This window comes from Clostridioides sp. ES-S-0049-02 (assembly GCF_020658465.1).
Classification (GTDB): Bacteria; Bacillota; Clostridia; order Peptostreptococcales; family Peptostreptococcaceae; genus Clostridioides.
Map to the genome: position 1 here is coordinate 1 of NZ_JACVWG010000022.1, position 17383 is coordinate 17383.

A 17383-nucleotide genomic window follows, 5' to 3' on the forward strand; every position below is an offset into this window, starting at 1 on the left:
TAATCCTGTTAACGCTATAATAGTAGATTTTTTTAATTTTTTTAAAAACATAGTATTTCCCCCTTTATTATACTTTTCATAACATATAACGTTTTAGAATTTGTTTTTGTGACATATTTTATGAATTATTTTTTTATTAACTATATTAAGAAATAAAAAGTGTATAATTAATAAATGAAATAGTTTCATTAAGTTTTGAGGAGAAAAATTATATATGATATTATATTTAAGTTTACTAGAATCAGAAGAAGACATCTCTAAGTTTGAATTATTATATAATACTTATAAAAAAACAATGTTTTTTGTTGCTAATCAAATTTTAAAAGATGAATATTTATCTGAAGACGCTGTCCATAATAGTTTTTTAAAGATAATTGATAATTTAAATAAAATAGATGATATTAACAGTAATAAAACTAAGTCTTTTATTATTATTATAGTTAAGAATACTTCTAAAGATATTTATCGTAAACGTAAAAAAGAATATGAAAAAATAAGTTTGATAGAAAGAGAAAATCAAACAAATAATTTCCATACAGATGAGTATTCATTAGATTATCTAGAAGAAGCTATAATGAGTCTTTCTGAGAAATATAGAGATGTTTTGTTATTAAAGTTACGTCATGAATTAAGTGATATAGAGGTTGGAATTATCTTAAATATAAAACCTGATAACGTTAGGAAGAGATTATCCCGGGCAAGAGAACAATTAAAATACATTTTATCTAGGAATGTAGGTGTTTAATATTGAATAATTTTGAAATAACAGATGAGATGATTCGAGAAAGTATTGAAAATATTGAACAAGTTTTATTAAGTGAAATTCCTAATGAAGAAAATATTGAATATACTTTTTCAAAAAAATTCAATAAAAGAATGGAGAAGTTAATACGTAAAGAAAAAAAGAATGCATCATTGAAAAAATCTCATAAATATTCTAGAAATATAGCAATATCATTTATTGTAATAATAATAGGATTATTTACAATTACAATGAATGTAGATGCTTTAAAAAATCAATTTCTAAATGTTATAAAATATGTTTATGAAAGATTTACTACATATGAGTTTTCAATTAGTGAAAATATTAATTTAGGGGAATTTGAGAAGCTAAAACCATATTACTTACCAAACGGATTTAAAGAGGTTGATAGAGTTGAAATTTCTGATGAATTGTTTATATTTTATAATAATTATGATGGTGATGAAATAGTTTTTAATTATTCTAAACTTAGTGATATGAATATGAAAGTAGATACAGAAAATGCAGAATTAGAAAAGACTTTAGTTAATAACATTGAAGCTGACTATATAGCTAAAGAAGGTTCATATTCTTTAATATGGAAAGATAATAAATATATATATTATGTTACATTAAATTGCAGTGATGCTACGAAGATATTAGATAAAAAAAGTACAATTGTAAAAATTGCGGAAAGTATAAAAAAATAAATTAATATTTTAAAAAATTGTCACAATAACATCAATACACACGTTATATAAGTATAAATTATTATTATAGGAGGAAATATTTATGAAATCAAAGAAAACTCTTTTATTTACAGTTGCATTATCCTTTATTTTATCTAGTTTAGTTATTGTAAATCCTGCTTTCGCGGATAACTTACAAGAAAATGTGATTGTTCTACAAAGTCCAAGGTATGTACATATAAATAAAGCTACAAGTGAGCTTAGTGTTTCTGGAAGTAATGCAATTATAAAAACTACATTATTAGGAAAAACAGGTACAACAAAAACAACTATAACATCTGTACTTCAGAAGAAAGTAAGTAATAAGTGGGAAAATATAGCTAGTTGGACGGCTTCTAGTAATAGTAAGCTTTGTACATTGAGCAAAACAAAAGCTATAAGCAAAGGAACTTATAGAGTTTCATCAACAGTTACTGCATATAAAGGTTCTGTATCTGAAAAAGATACTTTATTGAGTTCATCAAAAACATATTAGAAGCGTAAATACACTAATTATATCCATAATAAATTTATTTTAAGGATATAAACTATATAATTTATAGAGAGGTATTATTAATGATAAATAATAAATATGTTAAATCCTTTTTACTTGCTCTTACTATAATGATTTTAAGTATATTTTTATTTCAATTTATGTTTACATGGATATTTAACTTAGAATTAGAATTAGGTGTAGGATTTGGAATAATTTTTGCAATATTTATAAATATGTTTGTTGTAGTTTCTAAAATAGAAGAATCTAAAAAAGAAATAATTAAAGAAATTAATTTAATTATTAAAGATAAAAAATAACAATTTAAATAATAAAAGTTTACTTGAGATATTGTAATTAAATAAAACAGAGTAGGAATAAACCTACTCTGTTTTATTTAATTACAAGTTTTAAGTATAAAAACTTAATCTTATATAATAAAAGAGAGATGTATGTTTTTTATAATTGACCATATAATGTATTAAATATCTCTTGCCATTTACCTTCTTGCATAAAGTTTTGTGTTATAAACTCACAAAAATGATAATCTCTATTTTTACTAGGAATGATACTGTAAACATCATTTTCAAAAGAACTTTTTGTAACTTTTTCTCCATTAGAAATTTTAGTTCTGTAAGAATCCATTAAATCCATTAGTAAAATTTCTTCTTCTCGTGTTATTTCATGCTCAAATAGTAACCTACTTGTACCATTGTTTCTAAATAATAACTATTGTCTAAAATCTAAAAAATCTAATCTTTTTTCAAGTGTATTAAATTCTCTTGTACTCATAATTAAATAATTCCCCACCTTTGTTATTTTATTGATATGTTAGCATAATATAGTTAATATTTTAAATTGCAAATTTGATATAGAATTAAGTTTAATTTACATTTAGAATGAAAAAAGCTCTAAGTATTCAATTATTTTTGGAAGTTTTTTATATGCCTACAATAAAAAAATTTTGGCGATTTTATATAAAATATTTAGGGAATAGTTGATATAAAAAAGGTGACATGTTTGTGTTCGGAAAAACCAACGTTTAACCGTACAAACAATATTTGTATTATTTTTACATAGAATCATTGAAAATCAACAATAAAATATGTTCGGTATTGTAAAAAATGAAAAATATAGTTTGACCGAACAAAAAATATATTGTATAATTATTATAACAAGATGAACGGGGGTAAGGTTATGATAATAGGGTATGAAAGGGTAAGCACAAGAAAACAAGACAATAGCAGACAAGAGAGAGTTTTGGAAAGCGAAGGGATTAAGTTCGATAAAATATATAAAGATGTAATAACAGGAGCAACAAAGGAAAGAGAAGCATTAAGCAAAATGTTAGTAGAAGTAAGTGAGGGAGATATTGTTTACTGTGAGTCTATAAGCAGACTAGGAAGGAATTTAAAGGATTTAATTGATATTATAGATGTATTAGTTCAAAAAGGTGTAAGAGTGAAAATATTAAAAGAAGGTATAGACACAGGAAACAGTACCTATAAGCTATTATTAGGTATATTTGGGGCAGTTGCAGAAATGGAGAGAGAAACAATTCAAGAGAGAACACAACAGAAAATAGACCAGTTAAAAGAGGATAAGAAAAAAGGGGAGATAAATACAAAAACAGGCAAATGGTTTGGTAGACAAAAAGTAACTAAGGAGCTTTTAGAAACCAACAAAGAATTTATAAAATATTATAATAAAATCAATGATGGAAGCTTAAAGAAGAATGAAGTTGCAAAGATATTAAACATTGGAAGAACTACACTTTATGAGTGGATAAAGATATTCGAGGGTGGAGAAATAAAAAGGAGTGTTAGGTAGTTACTTTGATATATTATTAATTAAATGTCTAAAGATTTATATACACAAAAAAAATACAAAATATTTACACAATTCCTACATAATGTGTATAGACTTTATATTAATAAATAGATATAATTGTATTATAGAAAAGTGTATGTATTAATAATTTAATATCTTTTGAGAGCCAAAGCCTATTTTTAGGTTTTTGTTGATAAAAACGCAAAGTCTAATTTTATTAGGCTTTTTTTATTACCTAAATTAAGGTTAAGCGGGTAAATCAAGGTTAAGGGAAGTAAATTTAAAAAATAAAAATATGAAAGAGGACATTATGAAAGAGACTAAGAGAAGTTATAGAAAAATACCAAAATTAGATTTGAGAAAAGTAAAATTAGCAGATGTATTTGAAAAGAATAAATCGGGAGTTTTTAGAGTTGATGAAGCTGACGAGCAACTTTTACATGATTGCTTAGATGAAACTAAAAGTATAAGAGAAGAAAAGCATCTTGCTTGGCAAATACAATCCAAAGGGAAAAGTGTATATTGTTTTTTTTATGAACACCCATTTTGGGATTTATAAATAGGAGTGATTTAAATGAGAGTAGAACCTATTGAAAATAAAAAAGATATAGAGAAGCTTAAAAGATATTTTAGAAACAAAGGTAAAATAAGAGATTTAACCCTAATAACTTTAGGGTTAAATACTGGCTTTAGAATAGAGGATATTTTAAAACTAAGAGTCAAAGACGTATACAAGAAAAAAGAAATAAATATAAAAGAAAGTAAGACAGGGAAAAGAATAAGAAAGCCCATAAATGATAGTTTGAAAGAAATATTAGATATATATTGTAAAGATAAACCAACTAATGAATACCTATTTAAAAGTCAAAAGGGAGAGAATGAAGCAATAAGCACTACACAAGCATATAGAATTATTAAAAAAGCTTCAAAAGCTTGTAGGATAAAATTAAACATAGGTACTCATAGCATGAGGAAAACGCATGGTTTACATATATTTAGGGATGAAGGAATTGAAGTAGCACAAAGAGCTTTAAATCATGCTAATCAAATAGATACATTAACTTATATTGGGATAGTACAGAAACAAGCTGATAATGCTATTATGAAACTTAATTTATAATTAAAAATGTATGATTTTCTTGGCTATTTTTACATTTTATAAATAGTGCTTAACTAAATAACCTTGTATTTGAGCAATTGCAATGGATAAAGACAACTAAAATAAATGTAATAGTTTATAGTAATCGTACATTTTTTTATATACTTGTATGTATTACTATTACTGGCATAGATATTGTTTTTATCTTGTTTAGAAAAAATGGCTATTATCAATTGAAAGTCACATGATAATAAAGGAATATTGAAGCTTAATAAAGTTAATCTTTCAGCCTAGCAAAAATATAAATTGATATTAGATAAATCAAACACGAATATTAAAAATACAAACTTAATTGAAAAGCTATACACTAGTGATACCAATACGTACATAGCTTTATATCATTTAATAGAATTTATTAAATAAAAGGATATAAAATAAAATTTATGCAAAAATATTTCAATTTATTTTTCATTAAGTAAAAAGATAAATAAAACAACTCGAAAACATCCTTTAATCCAAGTGAAATCAATGTATATAGCCATTTATTTTACTGTATTTTTGAAATAAAGTTACAACCTATATATTTTGTCTTATTAAAACTCACTTAATTTAGATTGAAACAACTCAATTAAGTGCTTCAAATAAAGCTATATCAACACATAGAGGGCTATTTGATTCACCACAAAAAAGTGCAATAATTAGCCCCCCCTTGATAAAAATAACCATTTTAAATTAAAAAATGTGAACCGAGGTAGGTATATGGCTTCGGAGATAGGCGTTGTTTTGTGTAAGGTGTGGGGGTGGGGTGTTGCAACTTAAAATCATGGTTGCAGATGCAAAAATACATTAGTAAAGCTATGTAAAATATTACTACTAAAGATAGTCGGAGTTGTTTAAAATACTATGTTTGACTAATAAAGGATATAAATATTCACAGATGGTTAAATGTCGGGAAATAAAGATTTTGCATATGCAACTGCACCCGTAAAAAGTATATAAGTTGCAATGTCTATATAGCACTTATAGCACCTTTAAAAAGGAATGATTTGAATATTAATATTAAAACTAAAGAAGTAAGTAATTACAATGTATTGAGGGATAAATTATATATAAAAGCTTAGAGCAAATAGAAATATAATAATCAAACTAATGCTATGTTTTGATGAGTATATGCTCGATAGAAATATATATAATACGCCCCCCATCACATTTAATAAGTAAATAAAGATAGAGAACTGGAAGGAGTACATATTTTTCACAGAAAACCAAAAAATGAGATTTTCATGGAAAAGTTTTTAGAATGTCAGAAAGTAAGTAAAATTACTTATATTTATCCATAAAATCTTTAAGAGCTTGACTAATAATATCTTGTACCCTATACTTCTTATTAGCTTCACAGAAGGCTACAAACTCTTTTTGAATATCTTCATATACCTTATAGCTTCTAGTGACTATATTGCCCTCAAAATCATCTATATTTAGTTTATCAGCCCCAACTACTTTATTACTACTTTGGGATTCATACCAACTATATACTTCATTTAGCTTAGTATTCATCTCATTAAAATTATATAAAATGTCCTTCAAGTTATTAATATTATTAGTATCAGTCTCAACTACTTTGTTACTACTTTCTTGCATAACTACTTTTAAACTACTTTCTAATTCAACAACTTCAACAATAGATATGTATAGCTTCTTAGCTTGATTAAACTCATATCCATGTTGTTTAAATCTATTTCTTATAGTTGTACGACCAATACCAATATCTTTACATGTATTAGTTAGTGTACTACCCTCTAGGAGCTTATTATTAATATATTGTATTTGCTCCTTGATAGGTAAATTATCAAATGTATATCTATCCATGTTTAGACCTCCAAAATAAAATAACTACTAAAGTAGCTTTCTAGTAGTTATAAAGAATAACCTTTAAAAATATTAATATAGCTTATATTTTTTATGGAAATAATTTCAAAAATATGTACATGAGAATAATTAACAAGAGAAATTGTTACTTGAATATTTTTGTGAATATTATACTATGTTCCTGAGTTGTGTTGTATAGATATCAAGTATAATAATTTGGCATAAAAAATACATATTAAAAGATATCTTTTAATATGTATTTTTTAATATAATTTCTATAATTCATTTAAAAATCTTAATACATCTCTTTTTTCCTTAAACTCTGCTTCCATTTTATCTCCATTATTATACTTTACATATATTTCATAACCAATAAGAGTATCTATTTTTGTATTTTCTTTGTCATGATTATTTATATATTCAATTGCCTTATCAATAGAATCAACTTCCACAATATCCCCATATAAGGTAAATATTCTTATACGTTCTACTTTTCTTAAAAAACAATCTTTTAATGATTTAATAAATTGATTTAATTTCTCTTCATTTGATTTGAAAATATATTCTATTAACTTGTCCTTATCTTCTGATGAAACTACATTGAAAAATTTTATATACTCTGCAATTATATCTTCATCTGTATTATCATCCCATTCAATTTCTAAACCTATCAATTTAAAGCTTTGTATTATAGTACCAATATCAAAATAAAGCACCTTAAATCCTTGTGACTCTAACTGATGTAAAGATGAACTTGTAAATTCACCAGCTAGAACAGCTCCATAAAATGGTGAAAGTCTATTATATTTTTTTACTATAGGTAAAACCGCACCTGCAATTTCTTGAACTTTGTTTTTAGAATGTCTTGTTGATCTTCTCCATGCCATTTCAATAAATGCTTTTGGATCTCCTAATTTCTCTTCACTGCCATTAATCTCTATTACAATATCTAGATCATGTTTATTTCCATCTTCATCTTCCCATCTAACTTTCTTTTTATTATTTCTTGCCTTTCTCATATGTTGATAGTCTAGATACATATTATATTCTTTACACACGGGTTTCAATTTATCTATAATAGCCACTTCAAGTAAATCACCTATCATTTGACCAAATTTATGAGCATTTGATTTTGCCATTTTAACTACCCCCTAATCCATAGAAAACCTTCCTTTAATAATACATCATGTTTTCTATTTTTCCATTTTGTATTTCTATCTCTTGTCTTTATGAACTCATACTCCTTAAATCCTAATGACAATGATAGATCCCCAATCCATTTGTCTACAGGAACATATATTCCGTATGGAGCTGAATCCCCAATTACAAAACATATATTTGCACCATCTTTACAATAATATCTTAAATTCTTTAATACATTTGCTATATCTAAAAAATATGTTGCAATCATTGTATGATAATTTTTCTTACCCCCATGATTATGTCTTTCTTCATCAAGGGTTGTACAAACTACTAATAGTTCGTCATATATTACTTTCAATATATCATCCTTGATCATCATGAATGTATCTTTTCTTAAATCTGATACATGTTGAGTACATGCCCTTAATAAATGTGGTCTAACATAATCTTTTAAATCTGACCATCCTTTTATCTCTCCTAAAAAACTTAATTCTAGCCTTGTTGCATCTGCATAATCATAATTATTTGCATATGGTGGAGATGTTACTACTAAATCTATACTATCTTTTTCTATTTTATTACTTAAGATCCTACAATCATGTTTATATAATTCAGCTTTGATTTCTATTTGGTTAACTGGAACCATCGATTGAACTTCTCTAATATCTTCTGCCATCAATTCAACTTGCCTAGTATAAGCCTCATATGGGTCCGATACATTTACCTTAGTCTTATTAGGTAATACATATTGCCATTGTGCGGTACCTGCATGTGATGAACTTCTTAATATAGAAACAAATGCTAACCAACATAATTTTCCTTCTTTTGTCTCTGTGTCTAATTGATTAATCATTTGCTTTATACTATCTAATCTCTCTATATTATCAAGTGTATAGCACTTATATATTAATTCTGGATATCCTTCTGTATTTCCTAATATATTTTTAGCTTTTTCAATAATTTCATTGGCCATTGCAATGAATTGATTTATATTAACATCCCATTGTAATTTAGCATCAGCTATTCTAAATATTAATGGATGGGATTCAAAACCATATGATTTAATTCCTATTTTTTCACATGCTAATGCAGTTGTTCCTGATCCCAAAAACGGATCTAATACTTTGATACTCCCTCTATCCAAATTTTTTTCATTTATTTTTTTATTAACAATACATTCCACCCATTCAGATGAATATCCAGCTGAGTATCTAAACCATCTATGGATAGGTAATTTCATATTATTTATAAAAGTTGTAGGATTATTTTTCTTCTTTGTTGTCATAAATTCACCTCATATTTTCAATCATTTCATAAGTATACTTTATAATAATTAGGTTGTATATATTTTACATTAACTATTCACTTCTTAATATTTAACTTTATCACAAAATTTTTATTTATATAGATTTAAGAGATGTTAAATATGTATAACCTTTGAATTAAGTTATTTTAAACAGAGATACTCTACAAATCAGTATAGAGTACTTTATGAAAGAGATTATACAATTTCGGCATATATACAATTCTGTATGGTTGGGACTAGTTCAAGTAAAGAGCTCATTTTTCATTAAAGTACATTACACAAAAAGTTGTTACTGGATAATCTTTTTATTTGTGATGATATATTACTATCTATTCACTTTTATATGCTACTAGATGTATATATTAAGATTGTCAGAAAAATAATTTCAAACAATGAATTATAATTTTATTAATGCTATAATATTAGTTAACAAAAAATAACAAAAGGCGAGTGCCTGTGTGACGGCATACACTCACCTTTTCAACTAGAGTCAATCATACTACTAGAGTTTAATCAACATATATAAGTTAATTATACGAGATTTACAAAAGAATGTAAATACATAGCTTGTTAGAACTTGATTGGCTCCTAAAATAAGGGGGAAATATGACTTGTTCAAATTCAAAGAATATATTATTAAATGATATAAATAACTTAGAAGTAATACATAGTAAGTCAAAAGGATACATAACATTAGCAAGTAAAAAAGAACAAAAATTTACACAATGGCACTATAAAATAAATGAATTAGAAAATAAATATAGTGAGCTTATAGATAATAAAGTAAATGTTTATATAAGTCAGAATACTTTTTATAAACCACAGAGACGAATTGAAAATATAAAAGAATTAAATTCGATATTTATAGATATAGATTGTTACAATACAAATTATACAAAAGAAGCAGTCAGATTTTTTATAGAAAAAGATTTAAATGGAATAATACCAAACCCAACTATGTTAGTTGATAGTGGAAGAGGGCTATATTATGTATTGAAACTTGAACCAGTACCAAGTAAAGCCTTGCCACTTTGGTATGCGATACAAAGATATATATATAATAAACTAAAAGAATTTGGAGCAGATGCAAAAGCATTAGACCCTACACGTGTGTTAAGAGCCACAGGAACAATTAACTCTAAGACACAGACAGAAGTTAAGATTATTGATTATGAAGGATATACATATACTTTAAAAGAGATACAAGAAAATTATTTACCAGAGTTGAAGGAAAAGAAGCAGAAAAGCAAAGGGAGACCCAAGAAGGTCATTAGTTTATTTAATGAGTATAGTTTATATCATGCAAGACTTAATGACTTGACAAAAATATGTGAGCTTAGAAGTTATGATATGGAAGGGTGCAGAGAAGTAACTTTGTTTTTATATAGATATTTCACTTGTTGCTTCATGGAGGATGAAGTACAAGCATTAGAATGTACATTGGAACTAAATAAACAGTTTATAAAACCACTAAGAGAGAACGAAGTAGTAAAACATACAAAGAGTGCAGAAACAGCGTACAAGGGCAAGAAATATAAATTTAAAAATAGTACTTTGATAGATTTATTGGGAATAACGGAAGAAGAACAAAAATATCTAAAAACAATAATAGGTAAAAAAGAAGCTAATGAGAGAGAAAAATTAGCTAAAAAATTAGCTCGAAGAAATGAAAATGGATTAACAAGTAGAGAGCAAGATAAGCAAGATAAAATAAATTTGATAAAGCGATTAAAAGAGAAAGGATTAAATAATAATCAGATAGCGAAAGAGTTAAAAGTTAATCGAAGTACAGTAACTAAATATCTAAAATTATAATGTTGCCTGAAATGTCGCTTTGTATTAAGGGGGACGTAGTCCTGTCCTCTTTTTAGGGGTCTCTTGGTATATTTAAAAAGGCTATGAACAAGTTGAAATATCATGAAAATGACAACTAATAAAGGGGATATTATCACAGATAATAAAGGAGCTGAAATTGAAAAAACAAAAAGTTTAATGAAAGGGTTCTTTGTATTAAGGGGGATGTAGTTCAATTTATTCTTTTGGGAATTACTTTGATGTTTAATAAAAGGACTTATAAACTGTAAGTCCTTTTATTTTAGCTATTTTTTATTTGTAATGAATTTGATTATTTCAGGTTTAGTTAAATTACAAATTCCTCTGGAAAATAACACACTACCTATTATTAAAAACATGTAAGAATAGTTTCTAAATATTTGATTTTCAATTATGTTTTCAAAGCTTTTATCAGCTAAGTATGTTGTTTTTAGTGATAATGCTAAGTCATTGTTAAAAAATAATATTATAAAACCTAATACTGTTAATATTAAATTAATTTTTAAATACATATTTTTTTCTCCTATTTTAATCACTTCTTTCTGCAATTATTTAAATTTATATTTGCTCTTGATATAGATTACTTAAAGAACTAATTTTAAAATTTAGAACATTAGGTCTTAATTCTGTAACTTGCAATAATTCATTATATAATCTAAATGGATTTTCATCATATGTATTCAAAAACTTTTTTATATCTTTATTTTTATGTATATAGAACAAAGTACTTGTGTTATTTTTGAATTCTACTAAACTTACTCCAACGTGTTCAAGCACTTCTTTTTCTTCTACATCAAAATCTTTTTCTGAGATAAAATGAACTTTGATTAAATTTATTCCAGCATCAAATTCATTAGGATTATCTTTATAAACATCAACTAAGTATGGGTAATCTTTTAATTCTGCCTTTCTTTTACAATCTTCAATCACATAAAAACCTAATAATTCATTTAAACAATCATCTGTTTTCATAAGCTTGAAAATTTCAAAGTCTTTTACTCTAAATTCTCCAACTAAATATATACTTGGTTTTTCCATTAACTATATTCTCCTTTTATAATATTAATAATACAGCTAACCAAGAAGCATATTCTGTAAGTGCGAATAAAGTTACTCCAACAATAGAAACAAATATACTTATTGCGATAATTAAGTCATCACGAATTTTTAATTTTAATCCTTGTGAATTCATTTTGCGCTTAGCTTGTTTAGCTTTTGCTTCTTCATCTCTAGCTTTTTTAACATCTTTATGATTTCTTACTTTGTCTTGAATATCTTTAGGAACACCTTTGTTATTCATAGTATTATCTTTCCCATGAGTTGAAGTTCCATCAAGAGCTTCTTTAGCTTCTACTCCTCCTTTTTTAACGTGTGTATGGTATTTAGTTGCATCACTTCCATGAGGTCTATGCACTGTCATTTTCCAACCCTTCCCTAAGTCTGTCCACTGGTTAAATCCAAATGTTTGCATTTCTCCTGTAGTATTTATTTCCTCAGGAGATACATTAAACCTGTTAAGAATTTTTTAGAGACAGTTCCTAAACTTCTTTCTTTATAAACTTCTTCAAGTACTTCATTTAACTCTTTCTTATTTTGTTCAAAAGAATATGTGCTTGCATAAGTTGGCATTGTGTAACTTAATATCAATAATAAAGATAGTATTGATATTATTGTTTTCGATTTTAAGTTTTTCATAATAAATATCCTCCAATTTATTTTATTTAAAGATATAACAAATATCAAAATTATTTTTAGACATATATATATACAATTTTTAAAATTTTATATAATTTTATTTATAAAGAATATATGTTGTGAGGGAGATTAACTTATGTTGTTATATTTGGCTATTATAAATTCAGAAGAAGAAAGGAATAAGTTTGAAGATATATATATTAAATACAAAAAACTAATGTTTTATGTTGCTAATCAAATTTTAAAAGATGAAGCATTATCAGAAGATGCTGTTCACAATGCATTTTTGAAAATAATTGATAATCTTGATAAAATAAATGATGTAAACAGTCCAAAAACTAAAGGGTTCGTTGTTATTATAGTAAAGAGAATTTCAATAAATATATATAATAAGAGAAAGAGAGAGGAAATAAATAATCTTGATGATAAGAGTTATAAATTTAATTCTTTAGATTTATCAATTGAAAGATTAGGAGACTACAGTCACTTAGGAGAAGCTTTAAAAAAACTCTCTGAAGCAGATTTACAAATAATCTTATTAAAGTATAGTCCTGGTTTTTCTACAAAAGAGATTTCTAAAATATTAAATATAAAAGAGGTTAATTTGTATAAGAGAAATAAAAGAGCATTAGAAAAATTAAAAAAAAGTTTAAATGAAATGGAGGCATTGTTAAATGAATAAAGATAAATTAGATATAGAAAAATTATTATATGAACAGCTTCCAGAAATAGAAGAAAAAATGTTGTATGAATTACCTTGTGATGAAGATATTAACCATGATTTTTCTATAGAATTTGAGAGGAAAATGAATAAACTTATAAAAGAAAATAAAAAAATAGTAAAAAAGAACTCTTATAAAATTTTCAGAAGAATTGCTATTGTTTTTATAATCATTTTATCAAGTATATTCACTGTAACTACAATAAAGACAGAAGCTTTTCCAGAAAGTTTAATGAGAATAATGAAGAAAGTTTATAAAGAATTTACAGACTATAATTTTATAAATCCTCATAAGTCAAATGTATCATTTAAATATATAGAACCTAAATATATATCTCCTGGATATAATGAGATTGAAAGAATTGAAGAAGAAAATTATCTATCAATATCATATAAAGATAAATCAGATAATTATATAATTTATCAAATGATGCCAGATTCTCGAGATGTTGTAGTATTGGATACAGAAGATGCATTTGTTGAAAATATAAAATTTAATAATCATTATGCACAATATGTTGAAAAAGAAAATACTCAACAATTATTGTGGAATGATAAAAATAATATTTATATGTTATCTAAAGAACTACCTACAAAAAAAATAACTAGAAAAGATAAAAAAGAATTTATTAAAATTGCAGAAAATATTAAGTAAGTTTTTGTCTAAAATATTACCAGTTAGTTGTTATATTGAATATATTATATTTTATAAGGAGGTACTTAATGAGAGTAAAAAATATAATTTCAATATTTCTATGTGTATTAATAATGACAATGTCAGCAAATATTTTTAGTTTTGCTGATGATTTTAATTCATCTGATATTATTTTTATGGAAGATGGTAAAGAGGAAATAAGTCCTTTTTCAGTTTACATATTAAATGGTAGATGTAATTATCATTTGCTAATGGAAAAGCGAATATAAATGCTTCTGTTGTTGGAAAATCTGGAGTAACTAAAACATCCATTATAACTAAATTGCAGGAATTAAAAAATGGGAGTTGGGTAGATGTAAAAACATCTTCTAAGAAAACAGGAGGAAAAACGTGTTCTGTTTTAAATTCATATCCTGTGGCAAAAGGTCATACTTATAGAGGGCTAGCAATAATTACTGCTGAAAGTGAGTCAAAAACATTAATAAGTACATCTCAGAAATATTAATAAAAGAAAACTATACTTACAAAAGTTAAGTAACAATTTGCAAACTATATTGTGGGGTAAAAAGGTGGTTTATTATGAAAAATTGCTTAGAGTGCAATTATGCTTTTACTATTAAAGATAGATTTAAAATTATATTTACAGGAAAACTTAGTTGTAAAAAATGTAATACCACATATAGAATCAAAAACAGTATTTATCGTTCTATATACTATCTAATTGTATATTTTTCAATTATATTTGCTTCACCAATATTTACAAGATACAAAGGAATATCTTTAAGCTTTTTAACTAGAGTATTAATACTTATTTTTATACTTAATTTTTTTACAATAGCATATGATTTAATTCCTCATAAATTTCAAAAATATACTAAGATAAAGTAATTAAAATTAATAAGACTTATAAATACATTACTCTAGATATCATCAAAATAAGAAGCTAACTAAGTCGATTGAAATTGAAAATAATCAATATAAGCATTTACATAAGCTTAAAGGATAATTAAGTGAGTAACATATAAAAAAAGTACACTTGTATAAGTTATATTATTCATACTGGTGTACTATTTTTTATGTTTAATATTATCTTTCAAAGAAGCTAAAAGGCTTTCTAATGAATTTGAATGTATGTCATTTAAGAATCTTTTTGTTTCAGATATTTTATATTCTTTTTTTGTTATAAGTATTGTGTAATGTGTAATTCTGCCTATTCGTTCAGATGCTAAAAAGCGTTTAACAACAAGTCTTGATAAAAGCGTTAGTGTTGTTGTTGGTTTCCAATCACATTCAATTTGCATTGCTTTTATGACTTCCTTAGAAGTGACTATATCGTTTTTACTCCATACAAATTTCATGACTTTAAATTCAGCTTCGGGTATCTTTAGTGTATCCATTATATTCTCACTTTCTTGAATTATTACAAATTATACTTTTAATAATTCATTATTATGTAGCATAAGTAATAAAACTTTTATTAGTTCATTATAATATAATTATGAACAGGTTACAATATGTGTGAATACTTAGGAAAGGTAAATACATGTATATGGAACTTGATTTTAAAGCTATTGGACAGAGAATCAAAATTGCTAGAATAAGAAAAAAGCTTACACAAGACACTGTATCAGAAATAATAAACATAACTCCTTCCCACATGTCAAACATCGAGACAGGTAAATCTTCTGTAAGTTTACAAACTCTAATCGCAATCGCTAATGTGTTAGGAGTGTCAATCGACGAATTACTATGTGACACAATACTAGACTCTAAAGTTGTTTTTGAAAAAGAATTAAGCGAAGTTTTAAAAGATTGTAATGAATATGAGATAAGGGTTCTTGTTGATATAGTAAAAGCTTCAAAAGAATCTATCCGAAATGTCAAAATGTTTCAATCAAATGTAAATAATAGATATTAGATAAAGATAAGCTTTGATAGTTTGATTACTATTGAAGCTTTTTATTATATGTAAATTAGCATATTTTACCAGTAAGGAAAAATTAAGGAACGTAGAAAAAACAGGAAATATCTACTATTGTCTAAGTATAAACCCTATATACAGAATAGAATTAATAAAACATGTGAGATTATACTATCATCCCCTTCCCTCTTATGAGGTTTTTAAATGGCATATCAGTAAGAATTATATTGTTGATAAAAATATATACTAAATCAATTATTTTAAAAATGAAAAAGCCACTTAAATAAAAGTGGCTAAAAATTTAATAAACATTCAATTTTTTATTATAAATTATAAATAAATCTATTTAATTAAAAATATGTTCTCATTTTACTATAATGTAAATAAATTACTTTTATATGTTGGAGTAACTTTACTTCCAAATGAAATCCCAAGTGAAGCTGGATATGTAACTGTTATTCCAAGACTTATACTTGCATGGCCATAACTAACACCTATACCACATTGCTTTACTCTGCTACTTTTGCTCATTCCAATATTTGCGCTTCCTGATTTTAAGTAATATTTTACAACTTCATTTCGATATACTGGAAACTTAGTATCAGCACCTGTATTTCCTGCACCTGCTCTTTTTAAATATCCTTTATAAGTTTTTTGTCCTCCTGAACCTGTGTATGTAGTTGTAAATAATGTATTTTCATTATCATAATACATACCCTCTCCATTTACTATTGCATAAGCATCTGTGAATTGCATTACAGGTACTCCACTCCATGAAAATCTTATTTTTACATTAAGTTTTGATTTTGATGCTGTTGAAGATGAACTATTTTTTGAAATTGTATTTGTAACACTGGCTGCGGCTTTTTCAATTTGTGATTCGCTTCCATTAAAATTTTTAATTATGTTTATTTGTTCATCACTATAGTCTAAGTTTTTTAATTCAGTATCAGATAGTAAATTCATTTCTTCAATGTGTTTTTTAAAGTTAGTTTCATAATTTTTTAATTCTTTAATTTGATTATCATCATAACCTAAAGTTTTTAGTTTTTGGTTTCCCATATTTCTTAATTCCTTAACCATATCATATTCATTTCTTGTTTCAGAAAAGGACTGTTCATCTTTACTTTCTATATCAAAAGATGATAATGTTGACTTTGAATTTAGTTCATTAGATTTTTCATCTGCAAATGATAAATTTCCTAGAGAGCTAACTAGCATTAATCCTGTTAACGCTATAATAGTAGATTTTTTTAATTTTTTTAAAAACATAGTATTTCCCCCTTTATTATACTTTTCATAACATATAACGTTTTAGAATTTGTTTTTGTGACATATTTTATGAATT

Annotated in this window: 24 protein-coding genes; 14 read left to right on the forward strand and 10 right to left on the reverse strand. The window is 25.4% G+C overall.

The window, feature by feature from the left end; all coding sequences use genetic code 11:
- The first annotated feature begins 214 nt into the window (after positions 1-214).
- From IC213_RS19445 to IC213_RS19460, 4 genes are all read left to right on the forward strand, one after another.
- A complete protein-coding gene (locus IC213_RS19445; protein ID WP_227863492.1) occupies positions 215-745 on the forward strand; it encodes a sigma-70 family RNA polymerase sigma factor in 531 nt (176 codons plus the stop codon).
- Between the two features lie 2 nt (positions 746-747).
- The gene (locus IC213_RS19450; RefSeq protein ID WP_227863493.1) at positions 748-1452 is read left to right on the forward strand and encodes a DUF4367 domain-containing protein; all 705 of its coding nucleotides are present in this window, start codon (positions 748-750) and stop codon (positions 1450-1452) included.
- An 82-nt stretch (positions 1453-1534) separates the two neighbouring features.
- Positions 1535-1966 carry a hypothetical protein gene (locus IC213_RS19455; protein WP_227863494.1) on the forward strand — a complete coding sequence of 144 codons (432 nt, stop codon included), beginning with the start codon at positions 1535-1537 and terminating at the stop codon, positions 1964-1966.
- A gap of 80 nt (positions 1967-2046) precedes the next feature.
- Positions 2047-2283, forward strand: a complete 237-nt coding sequence (locus IC213_RS19460) for a hypothetical protein (protein ID WP_227863495.1) — start codon at positions 2047-2049, stop codon at positions 2281-2283.
- A gap of 139 nt (positions 2284-2422) precedes the next feature.
- Here IC213_RS19460 and IC213_RS19465 read toward each other — a convergent pair whose 3' ends face one another.
- Positions 2423-2617, reverse strand: coding sequence for a hypothetical protein (locus IC213_RS19465; protein WP_227863496.1), 195 nt, complete (start codon positions 2615-2617; stop codon positions 2423-2425).
- 543 nt (positions 2618-3160) lie between these two features.
- Here IC213_RS19465 and IC213_RS19470 point away from each other — a divergent pair.
- From IC213_RS19470 to IC213_RS19480, 3 genes are all read left to right on the forward strand, one after another.
- Complete coding sequence (locus IC213_RS19470; protein WP_227863497.1) at positions 3161-3793, forward strand: recombinase family protein; 633 nt, start codon at positions 3161-3163, stop codon at positions 3791-3793.
- A 310-nt stretch (positions 3794-4103) separates the two neighbouring features.
- Positions 4104-4352 (forward strand): hypothetical protein, encoded by a 249-nt coding sequence (locus IC213_RS19475; protein WP_227863498.1) that lies wholly within the window; start codon positions 4104-4106, stop codon positions 4350-4352.
- A gap of 15 nt (positions 4353-4367) precedes the next feature.
- Positions 4368-4913 carry a tyrosine-type recombinase/integrase gene (locus IC213_RS19480; RefSeq protein WP_227453497.1) on the forward strand — a complete coding sequence of 182 codons (546 nt, stop codon included), beginning with the start codon at positions 4368-4370 and terminating at the stop codon, positions 4911-4913.
- Between the two features lie 1299 nt (positions 4914-6212).
- Here the strand turns inward: IC213_RS19480 and IC213_RS19485 are convergent.
- The 3 genes from IC213_RS19485 to IC213_RS19495 form a co-directional block, all read right to left on the reverse strand.
- Positions 6213-6761: a hypothetical protein gene (locus IC213_RS19485; protein ID WP_227863499.1), complete on the reverse strand. Its 549-nt coding sequence runs from the start codon at positions 6759-6761 to the stop codon at positions 6213-6215.
- 275 nt (positions 6762-7036) lie between these two features.
- The gene (locus IC213_RS19490) at positions 7037-7900 is read right to left on the reverse strand and encodes a hypothetical protein (RefSeq protein WP_227863500.1); all 864 of its coding nucleotides are present in this window, start codon (positions 7898-7900) and stop codon (positions 7037-7039) included.
- Between the two features lie 5 nt (positions 7901-7905).
- Positions 7906-9189, reverse strand: coding sequence for a DNA methyltransferase (locus IC213_RS19495; protein ID WP_227863501.1), 1284 nt, complete (start codon positions 9187-9189; stop codon positions 7906-7908).
- 627 nt (positions 9190-9816) lie between these two features.
- Between IC213_RS19495 and IC213_RS19500 the strand changes: the two genes are divergently transcribed.
- Positions 9817-11025 carry a helix-turn-helix domain-containing protein gene (locus IC213_RS19500; protein ID WP_227863502.1) on the forward strand — a complete coding sequence of 403 codons (1209 nt, stop codon included), beginning with the start codon at positions 9817-9819 and terminating at the stop codon, positions 11023-11025.
- Between the two features lie 284 nt (positions 11026-11309).
- On the opposite strand, the gene IC213_RS19505 is transcribed toward IC213_RS19500, so the two are convergent.
- The 4 genes from IC213_RS19505 to IC213_RS19520 are packed head-to-tail and all read right to left on the reverse strand — an operon-like array spanning position 11310 to position 12738.
- Positions 11310-11555: a hypothetical protein gene (locus IC213_RS19505; protein WP_227863503.1), complete on the reverse strand. Its 246-nt coding sequence runs from the start codon at positions 11553-11555 to the stop codon at positions 11310-11312.
- A gap of 46 nt (positions 11556-11601) precedes the next feature.
- Positions 11602-12081, reverse strand: a complete 480-nt coding sequence (locus tag IC213_RS19510) for a hypothetical protein (RefSeq protein ID WP_227863504.1) — start codon at positions 12079-12081, stop codon at positions 11602-11604.
- Between the two features lie 16 nt (positions 12082-12097).
- Positions 12098-12514, reverse strand: a complete 417-nt coding sequence (locus IC213_RS19515) for a hypothetical protein (RefSeq protein WP_227863505.1) — start codon at positions 12512-12514, stop codon at positions 12098-12100.
- Between the two features lie 14 nt (positions 12515-12528).
- Entirely contained in the window at positions 12529-12738 is a 210-nt protein-coding gene (locus IC213_RS19520) for a hypothetical protein (RefSeq protein ID WP_227863506.1), read from the reverse strand.
- A 136-nt stretch (positions 12739-12874) separates the two neighbouring features.
- On the opposite strand from IC213_RS19520, the gene IC213_RS19525 reads away from it, so the two are divergent.
- The 5 genes from IC213_RS19525 to IC213_RS19545 all read left to right on the forward strand — a co-directional run bounded on the left by IC213_RS19525 (position 12875) and on the right by IC213_RS19545 (position 15002).
- A complete protein-coding gene (locus tag IC213_RS19525; protein WP_227863507.1) occupies positions 12875-13420 on the forward strand; it encodes a sigma-70 family RNA polymerase sigma factor in 546 nt (181 codons plus the stop codon).
- Positions 13413-14114, forward strand: a complete 702-nt coding sequence (locus tag IC213_RS19530; RefSeq protein ID WP_227863508.1) for a DUF4367 domain-containing protein — start codon at positions 13413-13415, stop codon at positions 14112-14114. Before IC213_RS19525 ends, IC213_RS19530 begins: the two co-directional genes overlap by 8 nt.
- Before the next feature lie 68 nt (positions 14115-14182).
- Positions 14183-14383, forward strand: coding sequence for a hypothetical protein (locus tag IC213_RS19535; protein ID WP_227863509.1), 201 nt, complete (start codon positions 14183-14185; stop codon positions 14381-14383).
- A gap of 53 nt (positions 14384-14436) precedes the next feature.
- A complete protein-coding gene (locus IC213_RS19540; RefSeq protein WP_227863510.1) occupies positions 14437-14619 on the forward strand; it encodes a hypothetical protein in 183 nt (60 codons plus the stop codon).
- Between the two features lie 74 nt (positions 14620-14693).
- Positions 14694-15002: a hypothetical protein gene (locus tag IC213_RS19545; RefSeq protein ID WP_227863511.1), complete on the forward strand. Its 309-nt coding sequence runs from the start codon at positions 14694-14696 to the stop codon at positions 15000-15002.
- A 179-nt stretch (positions 15003-15181) separates the two neighbouring features.
- Here the strand turns inward: IC213_RS19545 and IC213_RS19550 are convergent, their stop codons facing one another.
- Positions 15182-15511 carry a BlaI/MecI/CopY family transcriptional regulator gene (locus tag IC213_RS19550; RefSeq protein WP_227863512.1) on the reverse strand — a complete coding sequence of 110 codons (330 nt, stop codon included), beginning with the start codon at positions 15509-15511 and terminating at the stop codon, positions 15182-15184.
- Positions 15512-15663: 152 nt separating this feature from the next.
- Here IC213_RS19550 and IC213_RS19555 point away from each other — a divergent pair, with 152 nt between their 5' ends.
- The gene (locus IC213_RS19555) at positions 15664-16032 is read left to right on the forward strand and encodes a helix-turn-helix domain-containing protein (protein ID WP_227863513.1); all 369 of its coding nucleotides are present in this window, start codon (positions 15664-15666) and stop codon (positions 16030-16032) included.
- Positions 16033-16407: 375 nt separating this feature from the next.
- On the opposite strand, the gene IC213_RS19560 is transcribed toward IC213_RS19555, so the two are convergent.
- Positions 16408-17307 carry a hypothetical protein gene (locus IC213_RS19560; protein ID WP_227863514.1) on the reverse strand — a complete coding sequence of 300 codons (900 nt, stop codon included), beginning with the start codon at positions 17305-17307 and terminating at the stop codon, positions 16408-16410.
- Positions 17308-17383: the final 76 nt, after the last annotated feature.

Bases quoted from the DNA above. Each gene is read 5' to 3' on its own strand.
- IC213_RS19455 (WP_227863494.1), top strand. From the start codon at position 1,535: ATGAAATCAAAGAAAACTCTTTTATTTACAGTTGCATTATCCTTTATT.
- IC213_RS19465 (WP_227863496.1), bottom strand. From the start codon at position 2,617: ATGGATTTAATGGATTCTTACAGAACTAAAATTTCTAATGGAGAAAAA.
- IC213_RS19535 (WP_227863509.1), top strand. From the start codon at position 14,183: ATGAGAGTAAAAAATATAATTTCAATATTTCTATGTGTATTAATAATG.
- IC213_RS19505 (WP_227863503.1), bottom strand. From the start codon at position 11,555: ATGTATTTAAAAATTAATTTAATATTAACAGTATTAGGTTTTATAATA.
- IC213_RS19490 (WP_227863500.1), bottom strand. From the start codon at position 7,900: ATGGCAAAATCAAATGCTCATAAATTTGGTCAAATGATAGGTGATTTA.
- IC213_RS19555 (WP_227863513.1), top strand. From the start codon at position 15,664: ATGGAACTTGATTTTAAAGCTATTGGACAGAGAATCAAAATTGCTAGA.
- IC213_RS19445 (WP_227863492.1), top strand. From the start codon at position 215: ATGATATTATATTTAAGTTTACTAGAATCAGAAGAAGACATCTCTAAG.
- IC213_RS19500 (WP_227863502.1), top strand. From the start codon at position 9,817: ATGACTTGTTCAAATTCAAAGAATATATTATTAAATGATATAAATAAC.
- IC213_RS19470 (WP_227863497.1), top strand. From the start codon at position 3,161: ATGATAATAGGGTATGAAAGGGTAAGCACAAGAAAACAAGACAATAGC.
- IC213_RS19460 (WP_227863495.1), top strand. From the start codon at position 2,047: ATGATAAATAATAAATATGTTAAATCCTTTTTACTTGCTCTTACTATA.
- IC213_RS19495 (WP_227863501.1), bottom strand. From the start codon at position 9,189: ATGACAACAAAGAAGAAAAATAATCCTACAACTTTTATAAATAATATG.
- IC213_RS19475 (WP_227863498.1), top strand. From the start codon at position 4,104: ATGAAAGAGACTAAGAGAAGTTATAGAAAAATACCAAAATTAGATTTG.
- IC213_RS19550 (WP_227863512.1), bottom strand. From the start codon at position 15,511: ATGGATACACTAAAGATACCCGAAGCTGAATTTAAAGTCATGAAATTT.
- IC213_RS19525 (WP_227863507.1), top strand. From the start codon at position 12,875: ATGTTGTTATATTTGGCTATTATAAATTCAGAAGAAGAAAGGAATAAG.
- IC213_RS19560 (WP_227863514.1), bottom strand. From the start codon at position 17,307: ATGTTTTTAAAAAAATTAAAAAAATCTACTATTATAGCGTTAACAGGA.
- IC213_RS19520 (WP_227863506.1), bottom strand. From the start codon at position 12,738: ATGAAAAACTTAAAATCGAAAACAATAATATCAATACTATCTTTATTA.
- IC213_RS19530 (WP_227863508.1), top strand. From the start codon at position 13,413: ATGAATAAAGATAAATTAGATATAGAAAAATTATTATATGAACAGCTT.
- IC213_RS19545 (WP_227863511.1), top strand. From the start codon at position 14,694: ATGAAAAATTGCTTAGAGTGCAATTATGCTTTTACTATTAAAGATAGA.
- IC213_RS19480 (WP_227453497.1), top strand. From the start codon at position 4,368: ATGAGAGTAGAACCTATTGAAAATAAAAAAGATATAGAGAAGCTTAAA.
- IC213_RS19515 (WP_227863505.1), bottom strand. From the start codon at position 12,514: ATGCAAACATTTGGATTTAACCAGTGGACAGACTTAGGGAAGGGTTGG.
- IC213_RS19510 (WP_227863504.1), bottom strand. From the start codon at position 12,081: ATGGAAAAACCAAGTATATATTTAGTTGGAGAATTTAGAGTAAAAGAC.
- IC213_RS19485 (WP_227863499.1), bottom strand. From the start codon at position 6,761: ATGGATAGATATACATTTGATAATTTACCTATCAAGGAGCAAATACAA.